Origin of the sequence: Oceanimonas sp. GK1, assembly GCF_000243075.1 — a bacterium.
In the GTDB taxonomy this organism is placed as follows: domain Bacteria; phylum Pseudomonadota; class Gammaproteobacteria; order Enterobacterales; family Aeromonadaceae; genus Oceanimonas.
The window spans coordinates 1,341,272-1,359,376 of record NC_016745.1 but is presented as its reverse complement, the minus strand read 5'-3'; the positions used below and the strand labels follow the sequence as shown (position 1 = coordinate 1,359,376).

Sequence of the window (18,105 nt, the reverse complement as noted above, 5' to 3'; positions counted from 1 at the left end):
ACAGTTCTCATCCGTGCGCTAAGCTCATAGGTAGGCAGGCAACGGGGAGCCGGAACATGTACTGGCGAATGCTGCTGCTGGCGCTGCTGCTGAGTTCACCGGCACTGGCTCAGGAGCGCTACTGGCAGATCGACATCAAGGGCGCCATCGGTCCCGGCATTTCCGATTACCTGGTCACCGAGCTCAATCAGGCCCAGAGCGAGCAACCCGCCCTGGTGCTGCTGACCATGGATACCCCCGGCGGCCTGTACAGTGCCACTCGCGATATTATCAGCGCCATGCTCGAGTCCAGCGTGCCGGTGGTGGTGTACGTGTCTCCCGGCGGGGCCCGGGCCGCCTCCGCCGGTACCTATATTCTCTACGCCAGCCACGTCGCCGCCATGGCCCCGGGCACCCACCTCGGCGCCGCCACCCCGGTGCAGATGATGCCCACCGGTACCCCGGCTCCCGGCGACACCGACCAGGACGAGCAGCAAGATAACGGCCCATCTTCGCCCGGCGGTGGTGCCATGGAGCGAAAATCCCTCAACGATGCCATTGCCTACCTGCGCAGCCTGGCCCAGCTTAGAGGCCGCAACGTGGAGTGGGCCGAGCAGGCGGTGCGGGACGCCGCCACCCTCACCGCTACCGAAGCGCTGGAGCAAAATGTCATCGATTTGGTGGCCGGGGATATTCCCGAGCTGCTGCAGCAGCTCGACGGTCGCCGCATCCCCCTTCACAACGGCAGCGTCACCCTGGCCACGGCGGGGCTGCTGGCCGAGCCGCGCCAGCCCGACTGGCGCCAGCAGTTCATCATTATCATCAGCAATCCCAATATCGCCTATCTACTGATGCTGGTGGGGGTATATGGTCTGCTGCTGGAGTTCTACAGCCCCGGCTTTGGGGTATCCGGCGTCATTGGCGCCATCTGCCTGCTGCTGGCCATGTTGTCGTTGCAGATGCTGCCGTTCAACACCGTGGGGCTGGGGCTGCTGGCCCTCGGGCTGGCACTGATGGTGGCGGAAGGACTGTCGCCCAGTTTCGGCATTCTCGGGGGCGGCGGCCTGGTAGCCTTTGTGCTGGGCTCGGTGCTGCTGTTCGACACCCCCGACGCGGCCTTTCGCGTGGCCTGGCCCTTTATCGCCGCCTTTACGGTGTTTTCCCTCAGCCTGATCCTGGTGGTGGTACGACTGATTGTGAAACAGCGCCGGGCGGCGCCGGTGTCGGGGGCCGACGCCATGGTGGGCGAGCAAGGCATCACCCTGACCGCGCTGGATCCCGACGGCACCGTGCTGGTGCAGGGGGAGCGCTGGCAGGCTCACAGTCACACCGCCGTGGCCGCGCAACGCCCCGTTATCGTGGTGGCGGTGCGGGATCTGGTACTGGATGTTGAACCAACCAAGGAGGATCAGGCATGATCATCGACTTTCTCTATTTTCAGCTGCTGATCGTCATCCTGGTGGTGATGCTGTTCGCCAGCATGTTCCGTATTTTGCGGGAATACGAGCGGGGCGTGGTGTTTCTGCTTGGCCGTTTTTACAAGGTCAAGGGGCCCGGCTTTATCATTCTGATCCCCCTGGTGCAGCAAATGGTGCGGGTGGATCTGCGTATAGTCACCATGGATGTGCCCTCCCAGGATCTGATCTCGAAAGACAACGTGACGGTGCGGGTCAACGCCGTGCTGTATTTTCGCGTGCTGGATCCGCAAAAGGCGATCATCAACGTGGAAAACTACCTGGAGGCCACCAGCCAGCTGGCCCAAACCACCATGAGATCCGTGCTCGGCCAGCACGAGCTGGACGAGATCCTCTCGGCCAGGGACACCCTGAACGCGGATCTGCAGCGCATACTGGATCAGAGCACCGATAACTGGGGGATCAAGGTGACGGCGGTGGAGATCAAGCACGTGGATCTGGACGAATCCATGATTCGAGCCATTGCCCGCCAGGCCGAAGCCGAGCGTTCCCGCCGGGCCAAGGTGATCCACGCCACCGGCGAGCTAGAAGCCTCGAAGCAACTGCTGGAAGCGGCCCGCATGCTGGGGCAACAGCCGGAAGCCATTCAGCTGCGTTATTTGCAGACCCTTACCGAGATCAGCAGCGACAACAGCAAGATCGTGGTGTTTCCCCTGCCCATGGAGCTGGGCAAGATCCTGCAGAAAATGAGTTCGGACGAGCCGTCGGAAGATCCCGATGCGCCCACCGAGATCACCTGATCCAGGCGAAGAAAGACGGAAGTAAAAAAAGCAAAGGCCCGGATATATCCGGGCCTTTGCTGACTGAAGCTATCAGCGAATATCCAGCGGTTCAAAGCCCTTGATCAGCTCATCCAGCGCCTTGAGCTGGGCCAGGAAGGGCTCGAGTTTGTTGAGCGGCAGGGCGCTGGGGCCGTCGCAGCGGGCCTTGTCCGGATCCGGGTGCGCTTCCAGGAACAGGCCGGCCAGGCCGGTGGAAAGACCGGCCCGGGCCAGATCCAGCACCTGCTCACGGCGACCGCCCGATGCCTCGCCCAGCGGGTCCCGGCACTGCAGGGCGTGGGTCACATCAAAAATGATCGGCGCCCCGTCGGTGGCCTGTTTCATCACGCCAAAGCCGAGCATGTCCACCACCAGATTGTCGTAACCGAAGTTGCTGCCCCGCTCGCACAAAATCAGCTGGTCGTTGCCGCACTCGATAAACTTGTCGGTGATGTTTTTCATCTGCCCCGGGCTCAGAAACTGGGGTTTCTTGATGTTGATCACCCGGCCGGTGTCGGCCATGGCCTTGACCAGATCGGTCTGCCGGGCCAGAAAGGCGGGCAGCTGGATCACGTCCGCCACCTCGGCCACCGGGGCCGCCTGATAAGGCTCGTGCAGGTCGGTGATCACCGGTACCTTGAAGGTGTCCTTCACCTCCTGCAACAGTTTCATGCCCTCTTCCAGACCCGGCCCCCGAAAGGAGTGGATGGAAGAACGATTGGCCTTGTCCCAGCTGGCCTTGAACACGTAAGGAATGCCCAGCTTCTCGGTCACCTTCACATAGTGCTCGCAGGCCTGCATGGCCAGATCCCGGGATTCCAGCACGTTGATGCCGCCAAACAGCACCATGGGCTGGTTGTTGGCGACCGCAATGTCATTGATGTGGACGGTTTTCATCTCGGCTCCTTAGTGGAGGATTTTAGGGCTCATGTCGAGTCCCGCTATCTGGGCTTTCAGCACGTCGGCGATGGGATCGTCCGGCCGATGCTGAATAAAGAATTCAAAGTCGTCGGCAGCCAGCCGGCCGCAGTCCAGTTGCTCATACAAAAAGCCCCGGTCCCGCCGCTCAAAGGGACAGTCGGGCTTGAGCCGCAGCAGCAGCTCGCTGCAGGCCAGGGCCTTGCCAAACTGACGCTCGTTGATAAAGGCCGCCTTGGTCACGTTCAGCAGCCGCGCCAGAATATCGCTGTCTTCAGCGCCCTTGAGGTGCTGGGGTGTGAGCCGGGCGAGGTTACCCTGGGCGCCCCGCAGCAGCCGCTCGATGTCGTTGCGGGACAGCGGTTGGCCGGTAAAGGGATCGACGATAGCCCCCTCTTCTTCCGACCAAATACGCACCAGAAAGTGGCCGGGGAAATTAATGCCCTCGGCCTCCACTCCAAAGCGCCGGCACAGGTGAATCAGCAGGATCCCGAGGCTCACGGGAATGCCTTGCCGCCGCGCCAGCACTCGGCTCATCAGGCAGTTGTCGATGGAGAAAAAGGTGTCGCTGTCGCCGGCCAGCCCCAGGCCATCATACAGGCAGGGCAGCAGGTGCAGCGGCGCCACCATGCCTTCCAGCTCCTCGGCCAGGGCCCGCTCCAGGGCAAACAGTTCCCGCTCGGCCTGATCCCGGGCCTCAAGGCCAACCAGGCTTTCCACCACGTCCAGCGCCAAGGTCATCAGGTCGAGGGGTTCCTCGCCGTGCCAGCGCGCACTGATATTGCTCTCAAGCATGCTTCCTCCCGGGCCACCGGCCCAGCGTCACCCGCTCCTGCCCGCCGTAATCGCGCAGGGTAGCGACGTTGTCAAAACCGTTGTCGATAAAAATGGATTGCACCACGTCGCCCTGCTGCCAGCCGTGCTCCACCAGCAGCCAGCCGCCGGCCACCAGGTGCGCTGGCGCCTCACCGGCGATAAGGCGAATATCGGCCAGGCCGGCATCGTCGGCCACCAGGGCGGACAGCGGCTCAAAACGCACGTCCCCTTGCGCCAGGTGCGGATCGGCGGCGTCGATGTAAGGCGGGTTGGAGACGATCATGTCAAAGGTGAGCCCGGTGAGCGGCTCAAGCCAGCTGCCTTCCCGCACTTCCACCGCAAGCCCCAGCCGCGCGGCGTTGCGCCGTGCCAGGGCGGCGGCGCCGGGGTTGAATTCTACCGCCAGCACGACATCAAAGGGGCGCTCGCTTTTCATGGCGAGTGCAATGGCGCCGGTGCCAGTGCCCAGATCCACCACCCGGGCCGGCCGCTCCGGCAGACGCGCCAGGGCGCTTTCAACCAGCACCTCGGTATCGGGCCGGGGGATCAGGGTATTCGGGGACACCTCCAGCATCAGCGACCAGAATTCCCGCTGGCCGGTGAGGTGCGCCACCGGCTCACCCCGCTTGCGACGGCGAACCAGCTCCGCCAGCTCGCACTCTTGCTGCGCGCTCACCTCGAATTCGGGCCAGGCCAGCAAAAAGCTGCGGGGCCTGCCCAGCACATGGCACAACAGCACGTCCGCATCCAGCGCCGGCGACTCGCCCCCTTCAAGTTGTTCGCGCAGCCGGACGCGCAGCTCGCTCAGTTGCATCACTGTCCCGCCAGGGCCGCGAGCTGATCGGCCTGGTGCTCCTGCAGAATGGGCTGGGTCAGCATGTCGAGCTGACCTTCCAGCACTTCACTCAGCCGGTACAGGGTGAGGTTAATGCGGTGATCCGACACTCGGCCCTGAGGGTAGTTGTAGGTGCGAATGCGATCGGAACGATCGCCGCTGCCCAGCAGGTTGCGCCGGGTGCTCTGCTCCTCGGCATGGCGCTTGTCCTGCTCCGCCTGGGCCAGACGCGAGGCCAGTACCGCCATGGCCTTGGCCCGGTTCTTGTGCTGGGAGCGCTCGTCCTGGCATTCCACCACCATGCCGGTGGGCAGGTGGGTAATGCGAATGGCGGAGTCGGTTTTGTTGACGTGCTGGCCTCCGGCGCCGGAGGCCCGAAAGGTGTCCACCTTCAGATCCGCTGGGTTGATCTCCGGCGCCTCGGCCTCGGGCACCTCGGGCATCACCGCCACGGTGCAGGCGGAGGTGTGAATGCGGCCCTGGGATTCGGTCTCCGGCACCCGCTGCACCCGGTGGCCGCCGGACTCGAACTTGAGCTGGCCATAGGCACCGGCGCCTTCGATGCGGGCGATGATCTCCTTGAAACCACCGTGCTCGCCCTCGCTGGCGCTGACGATCTCCACCCGCCAGCGCCGGGTTTCGGCATAGCGGCTGTACATGCGAAACAGATCCCCGGCAAAAATAGCCGCCTCGTCGCCGCCGGCGCCGGCGCGAATCTCCAGAAAGCAGTTGTTGTCGTCCCGGGGATCCCGGGGCAGCAGCAAAATCTGCAGCTCCTGGCTCAGGGTCTCGATGGCGGCCTCGGCGGCCTCGATCTCGTCCCGGGCCATGGCCTTCATCTCGGCATCGTCTTCCGCCAGCATCTCTCTGGCTTCGGCCAGATCCGCCTCGGCCTGGCGGTAACGCTGAAAGCAGGCCACCACGTCTTCCAGCTGGGCATATTCCCGGGTCAGCGCCCGGTACTGCTCCTGATGGTTAATGACAGAGGCCTCGCCGAGCAGCGCCTGCACTTCCTGGTAGCGTTCTTCCAGGCCTTCCAGTTTCTTCAGTACGGATTCGTTCATCAAGGGTCTCGCCGTTATGCCGGCTCAGGGCCGGCCAATGCCCAAGGTGCGGGACAGCACCGCCAGCATGTCCTGATCGCCGTCCTTGCCGGCCTGACTCAGGGCCTGGGTGGGGGTATGAATGAGCTTGTTGGTCAGGCGCCGGCTCAACTGCTGCATGATCTCGGTGGCGTCGTCGCCCTGGGCCAGGGCCTGCAGCGCCCGGGCCAGCTCCTGCTCGCGCACCGCCTCCGCCTGGGCCCGGTAGTCACGGATCATGTCCACCGAGCGCAGGGAGCGGTACCAGGCCATAAACTGGTCCCGCTCTTCCAGAATAATCCGCTCGGCCTGGGCCGCGGCCCGTTTGCGGGCCTCCAGGTTCTGCTCGATGATGCCCTGCAGATCGTCCACCGTGTAGAGATAGGCGTCGTTGAGCTCGTCCACCTCGGGCTCGATGTCCCGGGGCACGGCGATGTCCACCAGCAGAATGGGGCGGTGACGGCGGGCCTTGAGCGCCCGCTCCACCATGCCCTTGCCGATGATCGGCAGGGGGCTGGCGGTGGAGCTGATCACGATGTCGGCCCGGGGCAGAAAGTCGGGGATCTGCTCCAGGGTCATCACCTCGGCCTCAAACTCCTGGGCCAGGTTCTGGGCCCGCTCCAGGGTACGGTTGGCCACCATCATCTGGGTGACCGACTGCTCCCGCAGGTGACGCGCCACCAGTTCGACGGTCTCTCCCGCCCCTACCAGCAGGACCCGGGTACGGCCCAGATCCGAGAAAATGCGCTTGGCCAGGCTGACCGCGGCAAAGGCCACGGATACGGCGCTGGCGCCGATATCGGTTTCGGTGCGCACCCGCTTGGCCACGGAAAAGGACTTCTGAAACAGCCGCTCCAGCAGCCCCCTGAGGCTGCCGGCCTGATGGGACTGGCTGTAGGCCTGCTTGATCTGACCAAGGATCTGCGGCTCGCCCAGCACCAGGGAGTCGAGGCCGCAGGCCACCCGCATCAGGTGCCGAATGGCCTCTTCGCCCTGGTGCTGATACAGGCAGGCGGTGAGTTCGTCTTCGTCCAGCCGGTGAAAGCGCTGCAGCCAGTGGCGTATGACATCACCGTCGCCGTCCTCGTTGAGGCTGCAATAAAGCTCGGTGCGGTTGCAGGTGGACAGGATCACGGTTTCGGCCACGCCACGCGTGTTCATCAGCTCCTGCAGTGCCCGGGGGGCAAGATCAGGGCCAAACGCCACCCGCTCGCGCAGGGCGACGGACGCTGTCTTATGATTGATTCCCAGTACCAGCAGGCTCATGAGGGTTTGGTGCGGCTCACAACATTCTTCAAGTAGCCGGCTATTGTACGAGAAAGGCCAAATCTTTAAAAGGCACCGGCCTTGCCCTTATACTGGCCGCCACCTTTTGAACCGGGGAGCTTGCCGTGCGTATTTTATTGATCTGCCTTGCCATGTTGCTGGTGACGGGCTGTGCCTACCGGGCCGAGGAAGCCCCGGCGGGCTCCTGGCTGGCCCAGAAACAACAGCTGGCCGAGCTGGAGCGCTGGCAGCTGGCCGCCAAGCTCGGCATCATCACCCCCGACGAGCGCGGCAGCCTGAGCCTGTTCTGGCGCCAGGACAGCGACGACTACCGGCTGAACCTCACCAATGTGGTGGGCAAGCGGGTGTTTGATCTCAGCCGCCGCAACGGTCGCATTGAACTGGTCGACAGCGAAGGCCAGCGCCACACCGCCGGCAACGCCCGGGATCTGGTGTATACCCTGACCGGCTGGGATCTGCCGGTGGAACAACTGGCCGATTGGATCAAGGGCCTGCCCGGGGAGGCCGATACCCTGAGCCTGGACGAGAACGGTCGTCCGGCCCAGGTACAGTCTCATGGCTGGCAGCTCAGCTACCAGGGCTACACCCAGATTGACGGCCTCTGGTTGCCCAGCCGCATGGAACTCAGCCACGACACCACCACCCTGAAGCTGGCCGTCAGCCGGTGGGAGCTGAATCCGTGATGCGCCTGCCCGCCCCCGCCAAGCTCAACCTGTTTCTGTACATCACCGGCCGCCGGCCTGACGGTTACCACAACCTGCAGACCCTGTTTCAGTTTGTGGACTTTGGCGACGAACTCGCCTTTACGCCCGCCCCCGAGCTGATGCTGAGCCCGCCCTTGCCCGGGGTGGCCCTCGAAGACAACCTGATTATTCGTGCCGCGCGCCTGCTGCAGGCGCATACTGGCTGTCCCCAAGGTGCGCACATTCATCTTACCAAGCGCCTGCCCATGGGTGGCGGTCTTGGCGGGGGCTCCAGCGATGCCGCCACCACCCTGGTGGGGCTGAACCGGCTGTGGCGGCTGGGCCTAGCCAAGCACGAACTCGCCGATCTCGGCCGGCAGTTGGGGGCCGACGTGCCGGTGTTCATCCATGGCCACGCCGCCTTTGCCGAGGGCGTAGGGGATATTTTCACCGCCGCCAGCCCGCCCGAACCCTGGTATCTGGTGCTCAACCCGGGGGTGGAAGTGGCCACGCCGGCCATCTTCAACGACCCGGCATTGCCCCGCAACAGCCCGGTGCTGAGCCTGGAACAACGGCTGTCTTCCCCCTGGCAAAACGACTGCGAAGGGCTGGTCAAAATGCGACACCCCGAGGTTGCCAAACTTCTGAGCTGGTTGCTAGAATATGCGCCGTCACGAATGACGGGCACCGGCGCCTGTGTTTTCGGCACCTTTGACCGTCGCGAAGCGGCGGAACAGGCGCTGAAAAAAGCGCCGGCCGGCGCCCGCGGTTTTGTTGCCAAAGGCTGCAACCGCTCGCCGCTGCTGACGGCACTGGACGCCCTTTGAGCACCCGTTATTGAACGAGACAGACCAGGCAGCGATGGCATGAAAGCGGGGTGGGCTCGCTTTCTCCCTTATTCCAAGGGTCAGTTCGCTGCCGGCGGTCGCCGGCAGGAAAATACGGCCCAGGCCGACTCACCGTTGAGTGCTCTCACTCAACAGCCTGACTGGTGTTCCGGAATCAGAATAATTTCGAAAACGGGCTGGATAGCGAAAACGTTTTTCGTGATACGGGTTCACGGCCCCGTCCAGTCTCGCCACCCACGAAGCAACCCCGAGGTTTTAAACCGTGCCCGACATGAAGCTGTTTGCTGGTAATGCAACGCCGGAACTCGCCCAACGTATCGCCGATCGTCTTTTCATTAAACTGAGTGCTGCCGATGTCGGCCGTTTCAGCGACGGCGAAATCAGCGTGCAAATCAACGAAAATGTACGCGGCGGCGATGTCTTCATCATCCAGTCCACCTGCGCGCCCACCAACGACAACCTGATGGAACTGATCGTCATGGTCGACGCCCTGCGTCGCGCCTCCGCCGGTCGTATTACCGCCGTCATTCCCTACTTCGGTTATGCTCGCCAGGATCGCCGCGTGCGCTCCGCCCGGGTGCCGATCACCGCCAAGGTAGTGGCCGACTTCCTGTCCAGCGTGGGCGTGGACCGGGTGCTGACCGTGGATCTGCACGCCGAGCAGATTCAGGGCTTCTTTGACGTACCGGTAGACAACGTGTTCGGTACCCCGGTGCTGCTGGAAGACATGAAAGCCAAACAGCTGCAGGATGCCGTGGTGGTATCGCCCGACATCGGTGGCGTGGTGCGTGCCCGTGCCGTGGCCAAGCTGCTGGACGAAACCGACATCGCCATCATCGACAAGCGCCGCCCCCGCGCCAACGTGTCTCAGGTGATGCACCTGATCGGTGACGTGGAAGGCCGTGACTGCGTGATCGTTGACGACATGATCGACACCGGCGGCACCCTGTGCAAGGCCGCCGAAGCCCTGAAAGAGCGCGGCGCCAAGCGGGTATTTGCCTACGCCACCCACGCCGTGTTCTCCGGCAACGCCGCCCAGAACATCAAGGATTCCGTGATCGATGAAGTCATCATCACCGACTCCGTGCCCCTGAGCCCAGAAATCCAGGCGCTGGACAAGGTCAAGCAACTGACCCTGTCCCCCATGCTGGCCGAGGCCATTCGTCGCATCAGCAACGAAGAGTCCATCTCCGCCATGTTCGAGCACTGAGTTCGCAACATGAAGCAAAAAGCCCGCGACATTCGCGGGCTTTTTTGTGGGCGGTAGAATGTGAGGGGTGAGGAGTAAATCACCTCACTCCAGCCCCCTCACGCCTCACCGCCGTCATCCGTAAAAACGCATAAAGTAATAGCCGCTCAGGCCCACCCCAAAGGCGACAATACCCCAGGCCAGCAGTTTGGGGCGAATCCATTCCAGCACCCGGGCCCCCAGCTTGCCGCCAAGTAAATAGCCCACCGCCAGCAGCAGCGCTTCGTGCCAGTACACCAGCCCCGACAGGGAATAGACGATGATGGTGGCGCCACTGGCCAGCATCGACAGATACAGCTTGACGGCATGCTGCTGCAGGCTGGAGCCCATGCGCAGCTGGCCCATCAGCGCCATCAGCAGCACGCCCAGCCCTCCGCCAAAAAAGCCACCGTAGAAACTGCCGCCAAGCAACATCGGCCAGGCCCGGTTGCGCATGACCAGCGGCCCTTCAAACCCACTGCGGCTGAGCAGCTGGCGGCCATAAAGCAGGCTCACCCCCAGCAGCAGCCAGGGCACCAGATAGTTGAAGTGGTCGGCATGAAACCGGGTCAGGGCGAAGGCCCCCAGGCCACCGCCGGCCAGGCCAATCATCGTGAGCGCCAGCAGCGGACCGCCCCCCAGGCGACGGCGCATGCCCCAAAAAGCGCTGACATACCCGGGCCAGGATGCCACGTTGGCGGTGGCCACCGCCCCGGTACTGGGTATGCCCGCGGCCAGCAGCGCCGGCAGCGTAAAGAACAGACCGCCACCGGCCAGCGCATTGACCACGCCGGCCAGCAGGGACCAAGCCAAGAGTTCAAACATGGTGAGTTCCGTGAAATATGCTATGCGGCGGGCAGCGCGAAGCGGCTTGCCCGTTTTTGAGGAACGATCATAGCACAGATTGTAAACAATTAATTTGAAATCGGATCCGGCTGAACACCATAGCAAATCCGCCCCTTACGGTGGCCATTATCGCCGCACTTCATTAGAATATGGCGTCATTTTAACGGCCGATTTTGCTATGCAACCTATCGAACTCATTGTCGGGCTGGCTAACCCCGGCCCGGAATACGCCCATACCCGCCACAACGCCGGCGCCTGGTACGTTACCGAGCTGGCCCGCCTGCACGGAGCCCAGCTCAAGGAAGAAGGCAAGTTTTTCGGCTGGACCGGGCGCGTGCGCATCGGCAACCGGGATGTGCGCCTGCTGGTGCCCGCCACCTTTATGAACCGTTCGGGCAAGGCGGTGGCGGCCATGGCCAATTTTTACCAGATCCCCCCCGAAGGCATTCTGGTGGCCCACGACGAGCTGGACTTGTCGCCGGGCACCGCCCGCTTCAAACAGGGTGGCGGCCACGGCGGCCATAATGGCCTCAAGGACATCATCAGCAGCCTGGGCAACAGCAAGGACTTCTACCGGTTGCGGCTCGGCATTGGCCATCCGGGCGACAAGTCCCGGGTCGCCGGTTTTGTGCTGACCAAGGCCCCGGCAGCCGAGCAGGAATTGCTCGATGCCGCCGTGGACGAAGCCGTCCGCGCCACCGATATTTTATTCAATGACGGCATGATCAAGGCAATGAACCGCCTGCATGCCTTCAACGCCGATTCCACCAAGTAAATTTCAGGATAACCATCATGGGTTTTAAATGCGGTATTGTGGGTCTGCCCAACGTGGGCAAATCCACCCTGTTCAACGCGCTGACCAAGGCCGGTATCGAAGCCGCCAACTTCCCCTTCTGCACCATTGAGCCGAACACCGGTGTGGTGCCGGTACCGGATCAGCGTCTCCAGGCCCTGGCCGAGATCGTCAAGCCCCAGCGCATCCTGCCCACCACCATGGAATTCGTGGACATCGCCGGCCTGGTGGCGGGCGCTTCCAAGGGCGAAGGCCTGGGCAACAAGTTCCTGGCCAACATTCGCGAGACCGACGCCATCGGTCACGTGGTGCGCTGCTTTGAGAACGACAACATCGTCCACGTGGCGGGCAAGGTGTCTCCCAAGCACGACATCGAGGTGATCAACACCGAGCTGGCGCTGGCGGATCTGGACACCTGTGAGCGCGCCATTCAGCGCAACGCCAAAAAGGCCAAGGGGGGCGACAAGGACGCCAAGTTCGAAATCACCGTGCTGGAAAAGCTGCTGCCGGTGCTGGAAGAAGCCAAGGTGCTGCGCAGTGTCGAGCTGACCAAGGAAGAGCAGGAGGCCATCGCCTACCTGAACTTCCTCACCATCAAGCCGACCATGTACATTGCCAACGTCAACGACGACGGCTTTGAGGACAACCCCTTCCTGGCCGAAGTGGAAGCCATTGCCGCCGCCGAAAACGCCATCGTGGTACCGGTGTGCGCCGCCATGGAGTCGGAAATTGCCGAGCTGGATGCGGAAGAAGCCGCCGAGTTCATGGCCGACATGGGTCTGGAAGAGCCGGGCCTGAACCGGGTGATCCGCGCCGGTTACCAGTTGCTCAACCTGCAGACCTACTTCACCGCCGGGGTGAAGGAAGTGCGTGCCTGGACCATTCCCGTGGGCGCCACCGCCCCCCAGGCCGCCGGCAAGATCCACACCGACTTTGAAAAGGGCTTTATTCGCGCCCAGACCATCGCCTTTGACGACTACATCACCTACAAGGGCGAACAGGGTGCCAAGGAAGCGGGCAAGATGCGCTCCGAGGGCAAGGACTACATCGTGAAGGACGGCGACGTCATGAACTTCCTGTTCAACGTCTGATCCCCCACCATCCTCTCTTTCAAAGGCCGGGCATGTTCCCGGCTTTTTTGTTTCTCCCGTTGTTTTTGCACAAAAAATCGGTCTGACTGACCAGCCCTTCATCACCGTGCCGATTTTGTGGCCAAACAGCCAAAGCGGCCCAACTTTTTACGGAAAAACGGTTGACGCTGTCGGTCCGGATACGCATAATGCGCCCCGTTCGGTGACGGAAGGTCATCAACAAGCAGTGGCTATGTAGCTCAGTTGGTTAGAGCACATCACTCATAATGATGGGGTCGCAGGTTCGAATCCCGCCATAGCCACCATTGCTGGGGTATCGCCAAGCGGTAAGGCAGCGGGTTTTGATCTCGCCATTCCCAGGTTCGAATCCTGGTACCCCAGCCATTTTCAGAAAAGGTTGAAGACAAGACGGGTTTTGCTCCCGGCATCAGTGCCCAGGCACGGACTGCAGCTTCGGTCATTTTCAAATGTGCTGGTATGTGTTAAAAGATACGGGCGCAGCTGTTGGGGTATCGCCAAGCGGTAAGGCAGCGGGTTTTGATCTCGCCATTCCCAGGTTCGAATCCTGGTACCCCAGCCATTTTCAAGAAATGTTGAAGGCAACGCGGGTTTTGATCTCGGCATTCATGCCCAGGCACGAACTGCAACTTCAGCCATTTAACCAAGGCGCGTTAATATAACGGGTCTGAACATTGAGGCGACTCAATGCTTTATGTGGCTATGTAGCTCAGTTGGTTAGAGCACATCACTCATAATGATGGGGTCGCAGGTTCGAATCCCGCCATAGCCACCACTCTTTAGCGGGAGTGGCGAAATTGGTAGACGCACCAGATTTAGGTTCTGGCGCCGCAAGGTGTGCGAGTTCAAGTCTCGCCTCCCGCACCATTAAAAAATTGGGGTATCGCCAAGCGGTAAGGCAGCGGGTTTTGATCTCGCCATTCCCAGGTTCGAATCCTGGTACCCCAGCCATATCAAGAAAAAAGCCGACCATTGGGTCGGCTTTTTTCTTTCCAGGGATTAGGGATTAGGGATTAGGGATTAGGGATTAGGGATTCGTGCCAGTCCCTATTCCCCATTCCCTGATCTTCCGCAGTTACAGCCCCATGGCGTATTTCATCACCTGCTTTTTCAGCGGGCCGCTGTGCTCGGCGACCTTGAGGCCGAGGTTGCGCAGCAGCTTCAGCGGCGCCACCTCGTTGCTGAAGGCCTGGTAAAACACATCCATGGCGCCCTGCATCAGCAGGTTGTCGGGCCGGCGGCGGCATTCAAAGCGCTTGAGCAACGCGGGCGCGGCAATGTCCTCACCCCGTTCCACCGCCTGATGGATCAGTTCGCTGAGCACCGCCACGTCCTTGAAGCCCAGGTTCACCCCCTGCCCCGCCAGCGGATTGATGGTATGGGCCGCATCGCCCAGCAGCACCACAGCGCCCTTTACATACTGGTTGGCATGGCGACGGCGCAGGGCAAAGTGTCCCTTGCCCAGCACGCGCACCGGCCCCAGGCGGGCCGGAAACTGCCTTGCCACTTCCAACGCCAGGGCCTCGTTGCTCATGGCCGCCAGCTGTTCGATACGCGCCTTGCGGTCATACCACACCAATGAACCCTTGCCGTGCCCAAGCGGCAACAGCGCCCGGGGGCCGGAGGCACAGAACTGCTGCCAGGTAATGTCCTGCTCCAGTTCATCCCCTGCCACGCTGATCAGCATGCACTGCTGGGCATAATCCCAGGCGGTCACCCCAATGCCGGCCAGCTGGCGCAGCCGGGATTCGGCACCATCGCAGGCCAGCACCAGCCGCGCCTGCAACTGGCTGCCATCGCTCAGGGTCAGCAGGGCGCCCTGCTCGTGTTGCTCAAGAGAGTCCAGCTCACTCGGACAGCGCAGGATGACGTTGTGCCACTGGGCCAGCGCCTGCCACAGGCCGAGCTGGATCACCCGGTTCTCCAGCATATAGCCCAGGTACTCGCAATCCAGCTCGGCGGCGCTGAAGCGAGTGGCAAACCCCTGCCACTCACTGGCCTCCAGCCGCTGATAGGGCCAGGCACGCATGGCCGTGATGGCGTCCCAGGCCCCCGCCTGCTGTAGCAAGCGGACCGAGGCGGCACTGATGGAAGAAATGCGCAAGTCGTGGGGCTCGGTGGGCGAGAATTCCTGTGGCTGCCGGCTTTCCAGCAGCTGAATGTCGAGCCCACTCGGCGCCAGCAGGGCCGCCGCCAGGGCGCCCACCATGCCGCCGCCGATAATGGCGATATCGCACTGTTGCATTGTCCAACCTCCGGATTTTTCGGCCATTCTACCCCAATTTCCCTGATTTCGCCGGGGCCAATTTACCCACGCCAGGCCCTTTTGCGGCTGGATATTATCTGGCCACTACCGGGAGAAAAGAGTAGAATGCCCGGTCCAAAACGCATGACCCTTTGCAGTAATTCAAGAGCGCCATGAGCAAAAAACTTCATATCAAGACCTGGGGCTGTCAGATGAACGAATACGATTCATCCAAGATGGCCGATCTGCTGGACGCCAGCCACGGCTACCAGCTCACCGAGGACGCCGAGCAGGCCGACGTGCTGCTGCTCAACACCTGCTCCATTCGCGAGAAGGCCCAGGAGAAGGTCTTTCATCAGCTCGGGCGCTGGCGTCCGCTCAAGGAAGCCAACCCCAAGCTGGTGATCGGCGTGGGCGGCTGCGTGGCGTCCCAGGAAGGGGATGCCATTCGTTCCCGCGCGCCCTTTGTCGATATCGTGTTCGGTCCGCAGACCCTGCACCGGCTGCCGGCCATGATCAAGTCGGTGCTGGAAGGCCGCGGTGCCCAGGTGGACGTGGCTTTCCCCGAGATCGAGAAATTCGACAACCTGCCCGAGCCGAAAGCCGAAGGCGCCACCGCCTTTGTCTCCATCATGGAAGGCTGCTCCAAATACTGCTCCTTCTGCGTGGTGCCCTACACCCGGGGCGAGGAAGTGAGCCGCCCGCTGGACGACGTGCTCTATGAAATCGCCCAGCTCGCCGAGCAGGGCGTGCGCGAGGTGAACCTGCTGGGCCAGAACGTCAACGCCTACCGGGGTGAGACCCATGACGGCGACATTTGCACCTTTGCCGAGCTGCTGCGGCTGGTGGCCGCCATCGACGGCATCGACCGCATTCGCTACACCACCAGCCATCCCATCGAGTTCACCGACGACATCATCGAGGTGTATAAAGACACTCCCGAGGTGGTCAGCTTCCTGCACCTGCCGGTACAGAGCGGATCGGATCGCATTCTCACCCTGATGAAACGTCCGCACACGGCCCTCGAGTACAAGTCCAAGATCCGCCGGCTGCGTGCCGCCCGCCCCGACATCACCATCAGCTCCGACTTTATCGTGGGCTTTCCCGGAGAAGAGGCGGACGACTTTGAGAAGACCATGAAACTCATCGAGGACGTGGGCTTCGACATGAGCTTCAGCTTTATCTACAGCCCGCGCCCGGGCACCCCGGCCGCCGATCTGCCCGACGACATTCCGATGGAAGAGAAAAAGGAACGGCTGTACCGGCTGCAGAACACCATCAACCACCAGGCGCAATTGATCAGCCGGCAGATGCTCGGCTCCACCCAGCGCATTCTGGTGGAAGGCCCGTCCAAGCTGAACCCCATGGAGCTGCGCGGCCGTACCGAGAACAACCGGGTGGTGAACTTTGAAGGCCCCCATCATCTTATCGGCGGTTTTGCCGACGTGGAGATCACTGAAGTGATGCCCCACAGCCTGCGGGGCAAATTCCTGCGCGGCGAGGACGAGATGGATCTGCGCAGCCAGGTGTCGCCCCAAAGCATTCTGGCCCGCCGCCCCGACGGCGTGCCCGACGACACCGGCGTGGCCACCTTCACCCCTTAAAAAACAGGGAATGGGGATCAGGGAACAGGGACTGGATGTCCTCCTCCCCCATCCCTGTTCTCTTATTCCCGATATTCAGGAGTTACCTTGACAGCCAACGTCACTCATCTGGACCTTGAACTGCAACCCGCCGACGGCCAGCGCCTGGCCAGCCTGTGCGGCCCCTTTGACGACAACATCAAACAGCTGGAGCGCCGCCTGGGGGTGGAAATCAATCACCAGAACCAGCACTTTCAGATTGTCGGCCCCGAGCGCCTGGCCCGAGTGGCCAACGACATCCTCACCCGTCTCTATGTGGACACCCAGTCGATCAAAGGCCAGCCAGTGCCCGACATCACGCCGGAACAGATCCACCTGGCAATCAAGGAAGCCAGAGTACTGGAGCAGGACGACGAAGACGATGCCGGCTACCGCTACGGCAAGGAAGTGACCATCAAGACCAAGCGGGGGCTGATCAAGCCGCGCAGCCCTAACCAGGCGCACTATGTGGCGCACATGCTCAGCCACGACATCACCTTTGGCATCGGCCCGGCAGGCACCGGCAAGACCTACCTGGCGGTGGCGGCGGCGGTGGATGCCCTGGAGCGTCAGGAAATTCGCCGCATTCTGCTGACCCGCCCGGCGGTGGAGGCCGGCGAAAAGCTCGGTTTTCTGCCCGGGGATCTGAGCCAGAAGGTCGACCCCTATCTGCGCCCCCTGTACGACGCCCTGTTTGAAATGCTGGGCTTTGAGCGGGTGGAAAAGCTGATTGAGCGCAACGTCATCGAAGTGGCGCCACTGGCCTACATGCGCGGCCGCACCCTGAACGACGCCTTTATCATTCTCGATGAAAGCCAGAACACCACGGTGGAGCAGATGAAGATGTTCCTCACCCGTATCGGCTTCAATTCCAAGGCGGTGATCACCGGCGACATCACCCAGATTGACCTGCCCCGCAACGCCAAATCCGGCCTGCGTCATGCCATTGAGGTGCTGAGCGGAGTGGAAGGCCTGTCGTTTAATTTCTTTCGGGCCGAAGACGTGGTGCGCCACCCGGTGGTGGCCCGCATCGTGCGTGCCTACGAGGCCTTTGAAGACGCCCAGAAGCGCCAGCAAAACGCCTCTCAGACCAAGGGAGAATCCCCCGCATGACCCTGTGGCTGGATCTGCAACTCGCCTGTGATGAGGCGCCCGGCCTGCCCGCCGAGCAGGATGTTGAACGCTGGCTTGCCGCCGCCCTTGAGGGCGAGCGGGATGAGGCCGAAGTGACGGTGCGGCTGGTGGACGAGGCCGAAAGCCAGGCGCTGAACCGGGACTACCGCGGCAAAGACAACCCCACCAATGTGCTGTCCTTTCCGTTCGAGGCCCCCCCCGGCGTGGCGCTGCCGCTGCTGGGCGATCTGGTGATCTGCCGCCAGGTGGTGGAGCGGGAAGCCGCCGAGCAAAACAAGCCGCTGCAGGCCCACTGGGCCCACATGGTGGTGCATGGCTGCTTGCATTTGCTCGGTTTTGACCATATTAAGGATGACGAAGCCGAAGCAATGGAAGCCAGGGAAATTGCGATCCTGGCCGGCCTGGGCATGGACAACCCCTATCAAGACGACGACGAAGGTTAAC

17 protein-coding genes and 6 tRNA genes are annotated in these 18,105 nt (G+C 62.3%); 16 read left to right on the top strand and 7 right to left on the bottom strand.

What is annotated here, in order from left to right; all coding sequences use genetic code 11:
- The first annotated feature begins 56 nt into the window (after positions 1-56).
- Positions 57-1,397 (top strand): nodulation protein NfeD, encoded by a 1,341-nt coding sequence (locus tag GU3_RS06555; RefSeq protein ID WP_014291737.1) that lies wholly within the window; start codon positions 57-59, stop codon positions 1,395-1,397.
- Positions 1,394-2,194 carry a slipin family protein gene (locus GU3_RS06550; protein ID WP_014291736.1) on the top strand — a complete coding sequence of 267 codons (801 nt, stop codon included), beginning with the start codon at positions 1,394-1,396 and terminating at the stop codon, positions 2,192-2,194. The genes GU3_RS06555 and GU3_RS06550 overlap by 4 nt, the downstream gene beginning before the upstream one ends.
- 72 nt (positions 2,195-2,266) lie before the next feature.
- Here GU3_RS06550 and kdsA read toward each other — a convergent pair whose 3' ends face one another.
- From kdsA to hemA, 5 genes are read right to left on the bottom strand one after another with little or no spacing between them, the layout of a single operon-like run.
- Complete coding sequence (gene kdsA, locus GU3_RS06545) at positions 2,267-3,112, bottom strand: 3-deoxy-8-phosphooctulonate synthase (RefSeq protein WP_014291735.1); 846 nt, start codon at positions 3,110-3,112, stop codon at positions 2,267-2,269.
- 9 nt (positions 3,113-3,121) lie between these two features.
- Positions 3,122-3,928 carry a SirB1 family protein gene (locus tag GU3_RS06540; RefSeq protein WP_014291734.1) on the bottom strand — a complete coding sequence of 269 codons (807 nt, stop codon included), beginning with the start codon at positions 3,926-3,928 and terminating at the stop codon, positions 3,122-3,124.
- Positions 3,921-4,763 carry a peptide chain release factor N(5)-glutamine methyltransferase gene (gene prmC, locus GU3_RS06535; protein WP_014291733.1) on the bottom strand — a complete coding sequence of 281 codons (843 nt, stop codon included), beginning with the start codon at positions 4,761-4,763 and terminating at the stop codon, positions 3,921-3,923. Before prmC ends, GU3_RS06540 begins: the two co-directional genes overlap by 8 nt.
- Positions 4,763-5,848, bottom strand: coding sequence for a peptide chain release factor 1 (gene prfA, locus GU3_RS06530; RefSeq protein WP_014291732.1), 1,086 nt, complete (start codon positions 5,846-5,848; stop codon positions 4,763-4,765). The genes prmC and prfA overlap by 1 nt, the downstream gene beginning before the upstream one ends.
- Before the next feature lie 24 nt (positions 5,849-5,872).
- Complete coding sequence (gene hemA / locus GU3_RS06525) at positions 5,873-7,132, bottom strand: glutamyl-tRNA reductase (protein WP_014291731.1); 1,260 nt, start codon at positions 7,130-7,132, stop codon at positions 5,873-5,875.
- Between the two features lie 125 nt (positions 7,133-7,257).
- On the opposite strand from hemA, the gene lolB reads away from it, so the two are divergent.
- The 3 genes from lolB to GU3_RS06510 all read left to right on the top strand — a co-directional run bounded on the left by lolB (position 7,258) and on the right by GU3_RS06510 (position 9,894).
- Positions 7,258-7,836, top strand: coding sequence for a lipoprotein insertase outer membrane protein LolB (gene lolB, locus GU3_RS06520; protein ID WP_148265860.1), 579 nt, complete (start codon positions 7,258-7,260; stop codon positions 7,834-7,836).
- Positions 7,836-8,663 carry a 4-(cytidine 5'-diphospho)-2-C-methyl-D-erythritol kinase gene (gene ispE / locus GU3_RS06515; protein WP_014291729.1) on the top strand — a complete coding sequence of 276 codons (828 nt, stop codon included), beginning with the start codon at positions 7,836-7,838 and terminating at the stop codon, positions 8,661-8,663. Before lolB ends, ispE begins: the two co-directional genes overlap by 1 nt.
- Positions 8,664-8,946: 283 nt before the next feature.
- A complete protein-coding gene (locus GU3_RS06510; protein ID WP_014291728.1) occupies positions 8,947-9,894 on the top strand; it encodes a ribose-phosphate pyrophosphokinase in 948 nt (315 codons plus the stop codon).
- A gap of 114 nt (positions 9,895-10,008) precedes the next feature.
- Here GU3_RS06510 and GU3_RS06505 read toward each other — a convergent pair whose 3' ends face one another.
- Positions 10,009-10,737 carry a sulfite exporter TauE/SafE family protein gene (locus tag GU3_RS06505; protein WP_014291727.1) on the bottom strand — a complete coding sequence of 243 codons (729 nt, stop codon included), beginning with the start codon at positions 10,735-10,737 and terminating at the stop codon, positions 10,009-10,011.
- A 199-nt stretch (positions 10,738-10,936) separates the two neighbouring features.
- Here GU3_RS06505 and pth point away from each other — a divergent pair, with 199 nt between their 5' ends.
- The 8 genes from pth to GU3_RS06465 all read left to right on the top strand — a co-directional run bounded on the left by pth (position 10,937) and on the right by GU3_RS06465 (position 13,611).
- Complete coding sequence (pth, locus tag GU3_RS06500) at positions 10,937-11,533, top strand: aminoacyl-tRNA hydrolase (RefSeq protein WP_014291726.1); 597 nt, start codon at positions 10,937-10,939, stop codon at positions 11,531-11,533.
- Positions 11,534-11,550: 17 nt separating this feature from the next.
- Complete coding sequence (gene ychF, locus GU3_RS06495) at positions 11,551-12,642, top strand: redox-regulated ATPase YchF (protein ID WP_014291725.1); 1,092 nt, start codon at positions 11,551-11,553, stop codon at positions 12,640-12,642.
- A 228-nt stretch (positions 12,643-12,870) separates the two neighbouring features.
- Positions 12,871-12,947: transfer RNA gene (locus tag GU3_RS06490), tRNA-Met, on the top strand.
- 4 nt (positions 12,948-12,951) lie between these two features.
- Positions 12,952-13,026 (top strand) — tRNA-Gln (locus GU3_RS06485).
- A gap of 121 nt (positions 13,027-13,147) precedes the next feature.
- Positions 13,148-13,222, top strand: a tRNA-Gln gene (locus GU3_RS06480).
- Between the two features lie 136 nt (positions 13,223-13,358).
- A tRNA-Met gene (locus tag GU3_RS06475) sits at positions 13,359-13,435 on the top strand.
- A 7-nt stretch (positions 13,436-13,442) separates the two neighbouring features.
- Positions 13,443-13,527, top strand: a tRNA-Leu gene (locus tag GU3_RS06470).
- Positions 13,528-13,536: 9 nt separating this feature from the next.
- Positions 13,537-13,611: transfer RNA gene (locus GU3_RS06465), tRNA-Gln, on the top strand.
- A 124-nt stretch (positions 13,612-13,735) separates the two neighbouring features.
- On the opposite strand, the gene GU3_RS06460 is transcribed toward GU3_RS06465, so the two are convergent.
- Positions 13,736-14,905 carry an FAD-dependent monooxygenase gene (locus tag GU3_RS06460; RefSeq protein WP_014291724.1) on the bottom strand — a complete coding sequence of 390 codons (1,170 nt, stop codon included), beginning with the start codon at positions 14,903-14,905 and terminating at the stop codon, positions 13,736-13,738.
- A 173-nt stretch (positions 14,906-15,078) separates the two neighbouring features.
- On the opposite strand from GU3_RS06460, the gene miaB reads away from it, so the two are divergent.
- The 3 genes from miaB to ybeY all read left to right on the top strand — a co-directional run bounded on the left by miaB (position 15,079) and on the right by ybeY (position 18,104).
- Positions 15,079-16,509, top strand: a complete 1,431-nt coding sequence (gene miaB, locus GU3_RS06455) for a tRNA (N6-isopentenyl adenosine(37)-C2)-methylthiotransferase MiaB (RefSeq protein ID WP_014291723.1) — start codon at positions 15,079-15,081, stop codon at positions 16,507-16,509.
- 87 nt (positions 16,510-16,596) lie between these two features.
- Complete coding sequence (locus tag GU3_RS06450) at positions 16,597-17,640, top strand: PhoH family protein (protein ID WP_014291722.1); 1,044 nt, start codon at positions 16,597-16,599, stop codon at positions 17,638-17,640.
- Positions 17,637-18,104, top strand: a complete 468-nt coding sequence (ybeY, locus tag GU3_RS06445) for an rRNA maturation RNase YbeY (protein ID WP_014291721.1) — start codon at positions 17,637-17,639, stop codon at positions 18,102-18,104. Before GU3_RS06450 ends, ybeY begins: the two co-directional genes overlap by 4 nt.
- Position 18,105 lies beyond the last annotated feature (1 nt).

What these genes read in the sequence shown, in the direction of transcription:
- GU3_RS06460 (WP_014291724.1), bottom strand. Translation starts at nt 14,905, where the DNA reads ATGCAACAGTGCGATATCGCCATTATCGGCGGCGGCATGGTGGGCGCC.
- GU3_RS06505 (WP_014291727.1), bottom strand. Translation starts at nt 10,737, where the DNA reads ATGTTTGAACTCTTGGCTTGGTCCCTGCTGGCCGGCGTGGTCAATGCG.
- ybeY (WP_014291721.1), top strand. Translation starts at nt 17,637, where the DNA reads ATGACCCTGTGGCTGGATCTGCAACTCGCCTGTGATGAGGCGCCCGGC.
- GU3_RS06540 (WP_014291734.1), bottom strand. Translation starts at nt 3,928, where the DNA reads ATGCTTGAGAGCAATATCAGTGCGCGCTGGCACGGCGAGGAACCCCTC.
- GU3_RS06550 (WP_014291736.1), top strand. Translation starts at nt 1,394, where the DNA reads ATGATCATCGACTTTCTCTATTTTCAGCTGCTGATCGTCATCCTGGTG.
- hemA (WP_014291731.1), bottom strand. Translation starts at nt 7,132, where the DNA reads ATGAGCCTGCTGGTACTGGGAATCAATCATAAGACAGCGTCCGTCGCC.
- kdsA (WP_014291735.1), bottom strand. Translation starts at nt 3,112, where the DNA reads ATGAAAACCGTCCACATCAATGACATTGCGGTCGCCAACAACCAGCCC.
- GU3_RS06555 (WP_014291737.1), top strand. Translation starts at nt 57, where the DNA reads ATGTACTGGCGAATGCTGCTGCTGGCGCTGCTGCTGAGTTCACCGGCA.
- pth (WP_014291726.1), top strand. Translation starts at nt 10,937, where the DNA reads ATGCAACCTATCGAACTCATTGTCGGGCTGGCTAACCCCGGCCCGGAA.
- ispE (WP_014291729.1), top strand. Translation starts at nt 7,836, where the DNA reads ATGCGCCTGCCCGCCCCCGCCAAGCTCAACCTGTTTCTGTACATCACC.
- miaB (WP_014291723.1), top strand. Translation starts at nt 15,079, where the DNA reads ATGAGCAAAAAACTTCATATCAAGACCTGGGGCTGTCAGATGAACGAA.
- prfA (WP_014291732.1), bottom strand. Translation starts at nt 5,848, where the DNA reads ATGAACGAATCCGTACTGAAGAAACTGGAAGGCCTGGAAGAACGCTAC.
- ychF (WP_014291725.1), top strand. Translation starts at nt 11,551, where the DNA reads ATGGGTTTTAAATGCGGTATTGTGGGTCTGCCCAACGTGGGCAAATCC.
- prmC (WP_014291733.1), bottom strand. Translation starts at nt 4,763, where the DNA reads ATGCAACTGAGCGAGCTGCGCGTCCGGCTGCGCGAACAACTTGAAGGG.